The organism is Tardiphaga sp. 768_D3_N2_1 (genome assembly GCF_052076105.1).
Lineage (GTDB): Bacteria > Pseudomonadota > Alphaproteobacteria > Rhizobiales > Xanthobacteraceae > Tardiphaga.
The window spans coordinates 2,675,174-2,687,351 of record NZ_CP197245.1 but is presented as its reverse complement, the minus strand read 5'-3'; the positions used below and the strand labels follow the sequence as shown (position 1 = coordinate 2,687,351).

Below are 12,178 nucleotides of genomic sequence, written 5' to 3'. Positions count from 1 at the left end.
TTACTCCTCAACCGCTGCTTCGTCGTCGCGCGAACGGCGCGGACCACGGTCGCCACGGAAACCACCACCTTCACGGTCGCCACGGAAACCGCCTTCGCGGTCACCACGGAAGCCACCACCACGGTCGTCGCGCTCACGATCGCGATCGGCCTTACGCATCATGGCTGATGGGCCTTCCTCGTGCTCTTCGACGCGGACGGTCAGGTAACGGATGACGTCTTCGCTGATCCGCTCCTGGCGCTCGACTTCGGTCACGGCCGCCGACGGAGCGTCGATGTTCAGGAGCACAAAGTGCGCCTTACGATTTTTGTTCATGCGATAGGTCAGGGAGCGTACGCCCCAGTTTTCCATCTTCACGACCTTGCCGCCGAGACCTTCGACGATGCCCGTAAACTGGGTGGTGAGGTCTTCGACCTGCTGTGCGCTCGCATCCTGACGTGCGAGAAATACATGCTCATAAAGAGGCATGGCTGTCCTTTCCAAGGTTAGCGCGTTTCCCGGCGGCAAGCCCTTCGAACCCTTATGGAAAGGACTCGATATTGCTCAGAAGGCGGGAGCACGGGACGACGGACCGACTGGCCCTATCTCAACAAACCTGTGTGTGATTTTGCTGTGACCGTCCGTTCAGCTCCCGGCCGGGATCTGCAGATCGGAGCCTTATACGGATTTTCCGGGCAATGGCAAGCGAAACAGGGGGTAAATGCCGGGATTCCGGAGAGGGGCGGGAACCCGGATTCTGGGTTCTTCCCGGGTGCTGCAACTTGACATTCCAGGTCAGGCCAGTGTCTTACGGCGCACGTTTGCATGACTTTAAGCCAAAAAACATGACGGGGCGTCAATGACCGCAGCATTTACATTTCCGGGGCAGGGTTCCCAGGCTGTCGGCATGGGCAAGGCGCTGGCGGATTCATTTCCCGCCGCCAAAGCCGTGTTCGACGAGGTCGATTCGGCCCTGAATGAGAAGTTGACCGGCATTATCTGGGATGGCCCGGCCGAAACCCTGCAATTGACCGAAAACGCCCAGCCGGCCCTGATGGCGGTGTCGCTGGCGACCATGCGGGTACTCGAGGCCGAGGCTGGTATCTCGCTGGCCGGGGATGCCGCTTTCGTGGCGGGCCACTCGCTCGGCGAATATTCGGCGTTGGCCGCGGCCGGAAGCCTCTCCGTTACAGACGCGGCACGCCTGCTGCGGACCCGCGGTCTGGCCATGCAGAAGGCCGTGCCGGTGGGCGTCGGCGCCATGGCTGCGTTGCTCGGCCTTGATTACGAGACTGCCGTGGCCGTGGCTGAAGAAGCTGCGCAGGGCGAAGTCTGTCACGCCGCCAACGACAATGGCGGTGGTCAGGTGGTCGTGTCCGGCAACAAGGCTGCGGTCGAACGCGCGCTGGAAATCGCCAAGACCAAGGGCGCCAAGCGCGCGATGCTGCTGCCGGTGTCGGCGCCGTTCCATTGCAGCCTGATGCAGCCCGCCGCCGACGTGATGGCTGAGGCGCTGGCCAAGGTCACGATCAACAAGCCTGCAGTGCCGCTGGTGTCCAACGTATTGGCCGCCCCTATCTCGGATCCCGATGAAATCCGCCGCCGCCTGGTCGAGCAGGTCACCGGCACCGTGCGCTGGCGCGAATGCGTATCCTATATGGCAGGCCAGGGCGTGACCCGCTTTCTTGAAGTCGGCTCCGGCAAGGTGCTGAGCGGACTCGTCAAACGTATTGCCGAAGGCGCCGTCGGTGTCGCCGTCGGAGGACCCAATGATATTGCCGCCGCCAAGGATGCGCTCGCAGCAGCGCGTTCGGCGTAAGCGGCCAGAGGAGAAGACAAGATGTTCGATTTGACAGGCAAGACGGCGCTGGTGACCGGCGCGACCGGCGGCATCGGCGAAGCCATCGCCACGGCTCTGCACGCTCAGGGCGCGACGGTGGCGCTGTCCGGAACGCGCAAGGCGGTTCTGGAGACGCTGGCCGCGAAGCTCGGTGATCGCACGCATGTGCTGCCGTGCAATCTTTCCAACGCCGCTGAGGTCGAGGAGTTGGTGCCATCAGCGGAGAAGGCCATGGGCCAGCTCGACATTCTCGTCAGCAATGCCGGCATCACCCGCGACAATCTGTTCGTACAGCTCAAGGATGAGGATTGGGACGACGTTATCAACGTCAATCTGACCGCAACCTTTCGCCTTGCACGCGCTGCCACCAAACTGATGATGCGCAAGCGCTTCGGCCGCATCATTGCGATCACTTCGGTGGTCGGCGTCACCGGAAATCCCGGGCAGGGGAATTACACCGCGGCGAAAGCCGGCCTGATCGGCATGATGAAGACGCTGGGTGCGGAATACGCCAAACGCAATGTAACGGCCAATTGCATCGCACCCGGATTCATCGCAACGCCGATGACCGATGTGCTGAATGACAAGCAGCGCGAAACGATTCTGACCAAGGTGCCGGCAGGGCGTCTCGGCTCGCCGGAAGATATTGCGGCAGCGGCGGTCTATCTGAGCTCAAATGAGGCGGCTTACGTCACCGGACAGACGATTCATGTCAATGGCGGCATGGCGATGATTTAAGCGTTGGGGAACCCCAACGCCGTGATTTAATTGAGGTTTGGACGGTCACCGGGCTATGTGGTCAAGCCAAATGAAGTATGGTAACCGAAGCCTCTACGGTGGGGCAAAGAAGGCCATTGCAGGAATTTGAAACCCTGTATATTGGCGGGGACGAGCCTGCCGTTTTCGCGAGGCTCCGTCCGGGACGACGGGGTCAATCCTTAAGACGCGCAACTGCGCAAGGTTTAACGAGTTAAACGCTCCACGATGGCTCGTATCGTCTGCGGACGGGCCCAATGTAACAATTACGAGGTTGAAGATGAGCGAGATTGGCGAGCGAGTGAAGAAGATCGTGGTCGAACACCTTGGTGTCGAACCCGAGAAGGTGGTCGATGCCGCGAGCTTCATCGATGATCTCGGCGCTGACAGCCTTGATACTGTCGAGCTCGTGATGGCGTTCGAAGAAGAGTTCGGCTGCGAAATTCCGGACGACGCCGCCGAGACGATTCTGACCGTCGGCGATGCCACCAAGTTTCTCGAGAAGAACGCAAAGAGCTGACGCTTTCGCGCGGCACATTTTGAAGCCGGACGGATTGCGGTTTTGCGGTCCACCGGCTTCTTGCTGTGAAGCGCAGGTATTTGCTCAAGACGCATTGACTCAAAGATGGGCGGCTCAAGCATGGGCCGCGGAGGTACGACAATGAGGCGGGTGGTCGTCACAGGCCTTGGCATGGTGTCGCCACTTGGCTGCGGCGTCGAGCCGACCTGGAAGCGCATCCTCAACGGTGAGAGCGGAGCAAAGCGCATCGATACATTCGATGTATCCGATCTCACCAGCCAGATCGCCTGCGTGATTCCGCGCGGTGACGGCACGGGCGATACCTTCAATCCCGACCAGTGGATGGAGCCGAAAGACCAGCGCAAGGTCGACGACTTCATCATCTATGCGATGTGTGCCGCCAAGCAGGCGCTCGACGATGCCAACTGGCACCCCGACAATGAGGACGATCGCTGCGCCACCGGCGTGATGATCGGCTCCGGCATCGGTGGTCTGTCCGGCATTGCCGATACCGCATTGCTTCTGAAAGAACGCGGCCCGCGCAAGGTGTCACCGTTCTTCATTCCCGGCCGATTGATCAATCTCGCTTCGGGCTATGTTTCGATCGAGCACGGCCTCAAGGGCCCCAATCACTCTGTCGTCACGGCATGTTCGACCGGCGCGCACGCGATCGGCGATGCCAGCCGTCTGATCGCGCTCGGCGATGCCGACGTCATGGTCGCCGGCGGCACCGAGTCGCCGATCAGCCGTTTGGCGATGGCCGGCTTCGCGGCCGCACGCGCGCTGTCGACCAACTTCAACGAAGCGCCCGAGAAGGCGTCACGGCCTTACGACAAGGACCGCGATGGCTTCGTCATGGGCGAGGGCGCCGGTGTCGTCGTGCTCGAGGAGTACGAGCACGCCAAGGCGCGCGGCGCGCGCATCTATGCCGAAATCATTGGCTACGGCATGTCGGGCGACGCCTATCACATCACGTCACCGAGCCCGGATGGCGACGGCGGTTTCCGCAGCATGAGCGCCGCGATGAAGCGTGCCGGCATTTCCGCGGCTGACATCGACTACATTAACGCGCATGGCACTTCGACGCCGCTCGGCGATGAGATCGAACTGGGCGCGGTTCAGCGCCTGCTCGGCAATGCCGCCTCGAAAGTGTCGATGTCGTCGACGAAGTCGTCGATCGGCCATCTGCTCGGTGCGGCCGGTGCGGTCGAGGCCATCTTCTGCGTGCTTGCGATTCGGGATAACATCGCGCCGCCGACGATCAATCTCGACAATCCGTCGGTGGAAACCGCGATCGATCTTGTCGCGTTGACCCCGCGCAAGCGCGAGATCAATATTGCGTTGTCGAATTCATTCGGTTTCGGCGGTACTAATGCGTCCGTGATCCTGCAGCGCGTGGCTGGTTAGAGAACCTCCACCGTTTCGCCGTATTCCGCGCAAATTCCTACACTGGGCGTATGCTATTGACGGGGATCGTGTTTGTCCCCGTCACGATTGAACCGACAGGATCAGGTACTATCGATGAGTGAGAGGCCGCCCATTTCGCCGAGGAGTCCGCGTGCTGCGCTGGAGCCGGAGCAGGTTCCGCCGCCGCCGAAGCGTTCCGATCATGCGCGCAATCCGCTCGTGGTTGCCGGCAATGCCATCATCACCATCATCATCATCGCCATGCTCGGTGCAGGTGGCGCCTACGTCTATGGTCGCCAGGCGCTCGAAGCGCCGGGACCGCTGCAGGAAGAGAAGGTCGTCAATATCCCCGCGCGCGCGGGCAAGGGCGACATTGCTGAAGCACTGCTGCGCGAAGGCGTGATCTCTGCGAATCGTTGGGTTTTCATCGGCGCTGTGTTTGCGCTGAAAGCCAGCTCCGAACTGAAGCCCGGCGAGTATCTGTTCCAGAAGAACGCCAATCTGCGCGACGTCATCGGCACCATCGTCGAAGGCAAGGTTGTGCAACACTCCATCACGATCCCCGAAGGCCTGACCTCCGAGCAGATCGTTGCGCGTTTGACCGATAATGACATCTTCACCGGCTCGATCCGCGAAATGCCGCGCGAGGGCACGTTGTTGCCCGAGACCTACAAATTCCCCCGTGGCACGCCGCGCGACCAGGTGATCCAGCGCATGCAGCAATTGCAGAAGCGCGTCCTGGCCGAGGTCTGGGAGCGCCGTAACGTCGACATTCCGGCAAAGACGCCGGAGCAACTGGTGACGCTCGCCTCGATCGTCGAGAAGGAAACCGGCCGCGCCGATGAGCGCAGCCGCGTGGCCGCGGTGTTCGCCAACCGTCTGCGCCAGAAGATGAAGCTGCAGTCCGATCCGACGATCATCTATGGCATCGTTGGCGGAAAGGGCACATTGGGTCGTCCGATCAAGCGCAGCGAGATCCAGCAGCCGTCGCCCTACAACACCTATGTGGTGGAAGGCCTGCCGCCGGGCCCGATCGCCAATCCGGGTCGCGCTTCGCTCGAGGCGACTGCCAATCCGGCACGCACCCGCGACCTGTTCTTCGTAGCCGACGGCACCGGCGGTCACACCTTCACCGAAACCTACGACGCGCATCAGAAGAACGTCAGCAAGCTGCGCGCAATGGAGAAGGCCGTCCAGAACGACGCCGTCGAGCCGCCGGAAGAGGCCGCCGCTGCGCCTGCCGGAGCTCCCACGGATCCCGCTGCAGCGACCGGTACAAGCCCGACGAGACCCGCCGCGCCTGCCAAGCAGCGTGCCCGTACGGCCCCTGCGCCAGCCGCTCCGGCCCGTCAGGGCGCTGCACAGTCGACGGGTACACCGCCGGTTGTTCAGCAATAGGCCGTACTACCAAGCCTGCGCTGAATTCCGTGTCGAATTCCCCTTGGCCTGAAAAGGCCCTAACCTGAGCCGGTTCGCGCCTTGCGAATCTTACTCGTATTTTTGGAGACGTTCCGCGATGGCGTTGTCGAGCATGACCGGCTTTGCGCGAAGCCACGGCACCAGCGGGCCTTACAGCTTCGAGTGGGAGCTGAAGTCCGTCAATGCCAAGGGCTTCGATCTGCGCTTCCGGATGCCCCCGGGCTTCGACGAAGTTGAGGCGGTTGCCCGCAAGCGCGCGACCGAAGTTCTGTCGCGGGGGACCGTTTACGCGAACCTCACCGTTAAGCGCAGCAACGCAGCCTCGACCGTGAAGATCAACGAAGAGGTGCTGAATTCGGTGCTGCGCATTGCCGCCGAACTCGCCGGAAAGATCGACGCCGTCGCGCCGAGCGTCGATGGATTGATGAATATCAAGGGTGTCATCGAAGTAGTTGAGCCCGAGGTGGATGAGGCCGAGGACAAGGCGGCGAAGGCTGCCGTCTCTGCAGCGTTTGAAGAGGCGCTCACTGCGCTGGCCGCGATGCGCAAGCGCGAGGGCACGACGCTCGGCGAACTCCTGTCCCAGCGTCTGAGCGAGATCGAGACGCTGTCGAAGAAGGCCGAGGCCGCACCGGGCCGCAAGCCGGACGCCATTCGCGCGCGCCTTGCCGAACAGATCGCGACGCTGCTGGAAGCCTCTGATCGTTTCGATTCTGATCGGCTGAACCAGGAAGCGCTGATGATGGCGACCAAGGCCGACATCCGCGAAGAACTCGACCGTATCGCGTCGCACATTTCGCAGTCGCGCGAGATGATCAAGAAAGGCGGGCCGGTCGGCCGCCGGCTTGATTTTCTGGCGCAGGAGTTCAACCGCGAGGTCAACACCTGCTGCTCGAAATCCAATGATCTGGAATTGACCAGCACCGGCCTCGAGATGAAGAACGTGGTCGAGCAATTCCGCGAACAGGTACAGAATCTGGAGTGACCATGTCCGGGGGCAGCCAAAATTCTGAAGAAGCTGGCTTTGATGGAGTCGAACGGCGCGGATTGATGTTCGTGCTGTCATCACCATCAGGTGCCGGCAAGACGACATTGACGCGGCTGCTGATCGATCGGATGCCGGGACTGCAATTGTCCGTGTCGGCGACGACGCGGCAGATGCGCCCGGGGGAGGTCGACGGCAAGGACTACATGTTTGTCGACAAGCCGCGCTTCGAGAAAATGGCCAAGAGCAACGAATTGCTCGAATGGGCCACCGTGTTCGATAACCGTTACGGCACGCCGCGCGCACCGGTGGAAGCCGCGCTCTCGGCTGGCAATGACGTGCTGTTCGATATCGACTGGCAGGGTACGCAGCAATTGCGCGAGAAGGCGCGGGCCGACGTCGTCAGCGTCTTTATCCTGCCGCCCTCGGCAGCCGATCTGGAAAAGCGCCTGCATACGCGTGCGCAAGACTCCGACGAAGTGATCCGCGGGCGCATGAGCCGCGCCAGCCACGAGATGAGCCACTGGGCCGAATACGACTACATTGTCATCAATCACAATGTGGAGGAGGCCTATAGCGAGGTGCAGTCGATCCTCAAGGCCGAACGTCTGAAGCGCGAGCGTCGTACCGGACTGACGTCCTTCGTGCGTGGGCTGCAGCAAGAACTCGAAGGCTAATACCATGCAGGCATTGTTCTGGAATGAGCGCACGCAGCAGCTCAGCGATGGCGCACGGGTATTCGATCCGCTGGCGTTGAAGTGGCGAGACGCCGCGGTGGAGCAGGGCGGGGAAGCCGTAACGGCTTCCGAGGCGCTGCTGCGGCTTGCGGCAACGCACAAGCTGCGCCGTGTGCCGATCGGCATCATCGGGCCGCGCGAGGCGACGCAGGCGCAACGCGATCTCGCCGAACAGATGGGCGCAGCATTGGCGCGCCATGGTCTGCAACTGTTGTGCGGCGGCAAGAACGGCGTGATGGAAGCTGCATGCAAGGGCCACGCGCAAGAGGGCGGTATGCCCGTCGGTCTGCTCCCCGATGAAGAGTGGCACGCAGCCAATCCCTATGTGGCCATTCCCATCGCGACGGGCATCGGCCCGGCACGCAATGCAATTATCGCGCGGGCATGTCTCGTGCTGGTCGCGATCGGCGGCGGCGTTGGCACACTCTCGGAGATGGCGCTCGGACTACAGTTCAATCGCTTGGTGTTGGCGATGGCCGATGCGCCAGAGGTGAATACGGTCGAGCGCGTCGCCGATGTCGACGGCGTCATCGCTCGCATTGCAGCACGCATTCTCGCAAATGCATAACTTTGTCACCCTGTCATAAAACTGATATGCCGCCGTTATACTGAGGCGCTGACTTCAGCATCACATCTGACAGGGGACATGGCTCGTGCCGTTCGTCGCGATCGCCTATCTGATTTTTCTCGCGGCGCCCATCCTGTTACTGTTCGTCGGTTCTTTCGGAGAAGTCTGGAGCGGCACGCTTCTGCCGTCGGGTTTCACCTGGCGCTGGTATCAGGAAGTTGCTGGCGATCCGAGCTTTCGCCGCGCTTTCACCACCAGCCTGAAGATCGTCGCGACCACCTGCCTTCTCAACATCCTGATCGGACTGCCGTTGGCTTACGCCATTCACGCCGGCGCGCGGGGTGGTGTGCGGCTTGCGGCGCGGATCGTCACGCTGATGCCGATTGCCGTGCCCGAGCTGGTTCTCGCTTTCGGCTTCATCCTCGTCTTCTCGTCGGATGCATTGCCGTGGCTCGGCAGCTTCTGGCTACTGGCGGCGGGGCACCTCGTATTGACGCTGCCCTATACGGTGACGGCGCTGGTAGCTGATATGGATCAGCTCGGGCTTGCCGAATACGAGCACGCGGCCGCAACGCTCGGTGCGTCGTTTCCGGCACGCATCTGGGACGTGACACTGCCCCAACTGCATACGAGCCTGCTGTCCTGCATGCTGACAGTGGCGGCGCTGTCGATCGGTGAATTTCAACTATCCAATCTGGTCTCGGGCTTTCTGTCGCGCACCTATCCTGTGGTGCTGCTGCAGGCGTTCTACGGCGCGACGGGCTTTGCCTGCGCGGCCACCGTCGTATTGCTTGGGCTTGCGATGATCGCATCGCTGACCAGCGGGTTGACGGCGCGGGTCACCGGCCGGCGTAAAGTGGGGGCAGGCGCGTGACGCTGCGATACGATCAAGTGAGCTATAGCTATCCCGGCACGAGCACTGGTGTGTTCGACATTGCCCTGGAGATTGGCCGCGGCGAATTGCTGGCCATCATCGGCGCGTCGGGGTCGGGCAAGTCGACGATTTTGAAATTGCTGGCGGGCTTCCTCAAGCCTGACACCGGGCGCATCCTGATCGATGGCAAGGACGTCGGCGCGTCACTGCCCGAGGCGCGTCGTCTGGGTGTCGTGTTTCAGAACTATGCGTTGTTCCCGCATATGCGGCTTTGGGAAAACATCGCCTATCCGCTGAAGGTGCGCGGTATCGCCAAACAGGAACGGCGCGCGCGAGCCATCGAGATGCTCGGACGTGTCGGCATGGGCAAACGCGCGGAAGACTATCCAGCGGAATTGTCGGGCGGTCAGCAGCAACGCGTCGCGCTGGCGCGCGCGCTGGTGTTCGAGCCGCAAGGTCTTCTGCTCGATGAGCCGCTGTCGGCGCTCGATGCGGGATTGCGGTTGGAAATGCGCGACGAAATTCTGCGCGTGCAGCGCCAGGCCGGCATTGCGACGCTATTGGTGACGCATGATCAGGAAGAGGCGCTGTCGATTGCCGACAAGGTCGTGATGATGCGCGACGGCCGCATCGTACAGATCGGCACGCCGCGCGAACTCTATGAGACGCCGGCCGATGCCAGTGTCGCGGCCTTTGTGGGACAATCCAATCTGTGGCCCGGCAGTGTGACTGGCGACGGCATGGTGACGACGCCGATTGGCACGCTGGCCTGCGACACGCAGGGCAAGAGCATTGGCACGAAGGTCACCGTGTTTGTACGACCCGAGCGCGTCGAGCCCATCACCGGGCCGGTCGACGCGAGCAATCCATGCTGCTTCGCGGGCAGCATGTCGGCCGACCGCTATCTAGGTCCCGTCAGACGCATCGATATGGCCGTCGCCGGCGGCGCCATCCGTCTCGAAACCCATCTGCGCGGGCCGATCACCGGCGTGACCATCCCGCACGATGCTATCCGCCTTCTTCCCCCGACCTCATAAAGGAGATCGACATGAACCGACGCAAGTTTCTGAGCGGCGTTGCCGCAGCTTCTCTGACCTTCAGCATTAGCCCGGCTGCATGGGCCTTCGAAGGCGCCGAACTCTATGCCGGCGAGAAGGTGCTGTACGAAGCCGCCCGCAAGGAAGGGCTCGTCGTGTCGTTCGATACCGGGCCGACCTGGGCCAACTGGGCCAATCAGTTCAAGGCCTTCCAGAAGCGCTATCCCGGCGTCGAGATGGTTTATAATGACCTTGGTTCGGCCGCGACCGTCGTTGCGCTCGACAAGGCGCGCAATCGTCCGCAGGCCGATACGGCTTATTACTTCGCAGCCTCCGCGCTCGATGCCGCCAAGGCTGGCGTTGTCGACGGTTTCAAGCCGGTGAATTTCGACAAGCTCGCGGAGCCGCTGCGCGAGACCGAAGGCCGCTGGTTCACCATCCACACGCTCAGTGTGGCCTTCCTGGTCAACAACAAGCTGGTCAAGAACGTGCCGCAAAGCTGGGCCGATCTCCTGAAGCCGGAATACAAGAACGCCATCGTGTATCAGGATCCGCGCTCTACCGGGCAGGGCCAGGTCGTCGCCTTCGCCGCGGCGTTCGGCAATGGCGGTAGCATGGACAATGTCGCGCCGGGCATCGACTATCTCGGCAAGCTGACCAAGGCCGGCAATGTGCTGCGCACGGTCGGCACCACGCCTTACGCGCAGTTCCTGAAGGGCGAGATCCCGATCTGGATCGGTTACGAGAACGACGGCCTGAAGGCGAAGTTTACTGATGGTCTCGGCGATGGCGTGTCCGTCGTCATTCCCAAGGAAGCATCGGCCGCTGCACCTTACGCAATCTCGCTGGTGAAGAACGGCCCGAACCCGAATGCCGGCAAGCTCTGGCTCAACTTCATCATGAGCGATGAAGGCCAGAAGATCTTTGCCGAGGGCTATGTGCGTCCGGCGGTGCCTGGCGTGAGCCTGCCGCCGAGCGTTGCCGACAAGATGCCGGCCGCGCCGCAGGTGCAGGCGATGGATATCGCCAAGGCCACGGCCAAGAAGGCCGAGATCGATGCCGGCTGGGCCAAGGCTGTCCTCGGCCAGTAAGCTAAATCGACGGCGATCCTCGCGTCAGCGCGGGGATCGCGTCTTCGTCATGCTGCAACAAGGATCACGATGAGCGCGCGCGTTCCGACATCCATGCTGGCTGCCTTTGCCGTACCCGGCAGCGTGGTGCTGGGATTGTTCTTCCTGATCCCGGTTTGCGCGGTGCTGGTCGGCGCCTTCGTGGACGGCGGCAGCGCCTTCGGCCGACTGGCGAGCGATCCGGTGTTCTGGAACGGCTTGCGCGGGACGATGGTGCTGGGCACCGTGGCGCCGCTGTTCTCGCTCGTAGTCGGCTTCTGCGTGGCACTTGCGCTGGCGCGTTTCGCGCCGGGTCTGCGGACGGCAGCGCTGATCGCGATTTCGCTGCCACTGACATTTTCCGGGCTGATCGTCGCCTATGGTTTTATCCTTCTGCTCGGCCGCGCCGGCTTCGTGACATTGTTGCTGGCCAAACTCGGTTTCGATCCCGCGGTGATCGGCGGCTTCATCTTCTCACCGGTGGGACTGGGACTGGCCTATTCCTATTATCTGGTACCGCGCGTCGTCCTGATCGTGCTGCCGGCGATCAGCAATTTCGATCGCAACCAGATGCTGGCCTCGCGCTCGCTCGGTGCGGGGAGTGTCCAGACGCTGATCGAGGTGATGTTACCGCAGATCCTGCCGAGCCTGATCGCAGCCTATTGCCTGACCGCGGCCGTTGCCGTCGGCGCTTATGGTACGGCGCTGGCGCTGGCCGGCACGCGGGTGAATATCCTGCCGCTGGTGCTCTACAGCAAGATCTCGGAGACGGGCACCGATCTCCCGGCCGCGTCCGCTGCCTCGATCGTGCTGGTCGCGATCTGCGCAATCGTCGTGGCCATCGGCGAGGCGATGCGCCCACAGCGGAAGTCGTAGCGGGACAGCCGGAAGCTCATTGCTTGCTGGCCGTCCAGCGGCCGGTGCAGGGACATATCCTGGCCCGGATC

General features: G+C 62.3%; 13 protein-coding genes. 12 read left to right on the top strand and 1 reads right to left on the bottom strand.

From position 1 onward, the window contains the following. Positions 1-468, bottom strand: coding sequence for a 30S ribosomal protein S6 (gene rpsF / locus AB8A27_RS12445; protein ID WP_092143972.1), 468 nt, complete (start codon positions 466-468; stop codon positions 1-3). Between the two features lie 370 nt (positions 469-838). On the opposite strand from rpsF, the gene fabD reads away from it, so the two are divergent. The 12 genes from fabD to AB8A27_RS12385 all read left to right on the top strand — a co-directional run bounded on the left by fabD (position 839) and on the right by AB8A27_RS12385 (position 12,107). Beyond that, entirely contained in the window at positions 839-1,798 is a 960-nt protein-coding gene (fabD, locus tag AB8A27_RS12440; RefSeq protein WP_441242173.1) for an ACP S-malonyltransferase, read from the top strand. A 21-nt stretch (positions 1,799-1,819) separates the two neighbouring features. Beyond that, positions 1,820-2,557: a 3-oxoacyl-[acyl-carrier-protein] reductase gene (fabG, locus tag AB8A27_RS12435; protein WP_089263936.1), complete on the top strand. Its 738-nt coding sequence runs from the start codon at positions 1,820-1,822 to the stop codon at positions 2,555-2,557. Positions 2,558-2,855: 298 nt separating this feature from the next. Beyond that, positions 2,856-3,095, top strand: coding sequence for an acyl carrier protein (locus AB8A27_RS12430; protein WP_006020277.1), 240 nt, complete (start codon positions 2,856-2,858; stop codon positions 3,093-3,095). A gap of 141 nt (positions 3,096-3,236) precedes the next feature. Further along, positions 3,237-4,502 (top strand): beta-ketoacyl-ACP synthase II, encoded by a 1,266-nt coding sequence (fabF, locus tag AB8A27_RS12425; RefSeq protein ID WP_441242172.1) that lies wholly within the window; start codon positions 3,237-3,239, stop codon positions 4,500-4,502. Between the two features lie 114 nt (positions 4,503-4,616). Further along, positions 4,617-5,900: an endolytic transglycosylase MltG gene (mltG, locus tag AB8A27_RS12420; RefSeq protein WP_441242171.1), complete on the top strand. Its 1,284-nt coding sequence runs from the start codon at positions 4,617-4,619 to the stop codon at positions 5,898-5,900. A gap of 118 nt (positions 5,901-6,018) precedes the next feature. Continuing rightward, positions 6,019-6,906 carry a YicC/YloC family endoribonuclease gene (locus AB8A27_RS12415; RefSeq protein WP_441242170.1) on the top strand — a complete coding sequence of 296 codons (888 nt, stop codon included), beginning with the start codon at positions 6,019-6,021 and terminating at the stop codon, positions 6,904-6,906. A gap of 2 nt (positions 6,907-6,908) precedes the next feature. Beyond that, positions 6,909-7,583 carry a guanylate kinase gene (gene gmk / locus AB8A27_RS12410; RefSeq protein WP_441242169.1) on the top strand — a complete coding sequence of 225 codons (675 nt, stop codon included), beginning with the start codon at positions 6,909-6,911 and terminating at the stop codon, positions 7,581-7,583. A 4-nt stretch (positions 7,584-7,587) separates the two neighbouring features. Continuing rightward, a complete protein-coding gene (locus AB8A27_RS12405) occupies positions 7,588-8,211 on the top strand; it encodes a TIGR00725 family protein (protein WP_441242168.1) in 624 nt (207 codons plus the stop codon). A gap of 85 nt (positions 8,212-8,296) precedes the next feature. Then, complete coding sequence (locus AB8A27_RS12400) at positions 8,297-9,085, top strand: ABC transporter permease (RefSeq protein ID WP_441242167.1); 789 nt, start codon at positions 8,297-8,299, stop codon at positions 9,083-9,085. Continuing rightward, positions 9,082-10,122 carry an ABC transporter ATP-binding protein gene (locus tag AB8A27_RS12395; RefSeq protein WP_441242166.1) on the top strand — a complete coding sequence of 347 codons (1,041 nt, stop codon included), beginning with the start codon at positions 9,082-9,084 and terminating at the stop codon, positions 10,120-10,122. The genes AB8A27_RS12400 and AB8A27_RS12395 overlap by 4 nt, the downstream gene beginning before the upstream one ends. 11 nt (positions 10,123-10,133) lie before the next feature. Continuing rightward, a complete protein-coding gene (locus tag AB8A27_RS12390) occupies positions 10,134-11,213 on the top strand; it encodes an extracellular solute-binding protein (protein WP_441242165.1) in 1,080 nt (359 codons plus the stop codon). 69 nt (positions 11,214-11,282) lie between these two features. Further along, entirely contained in the window at positions 11,283-12,107 is an 825-nt protein-coding gene (locus tag AB8A27_RS12385; protein WP_441242164.1) for an ABC transporter permease, read from the top strand. Positions 12,108-12,178 lie beyond the last annotated feature (71 nt).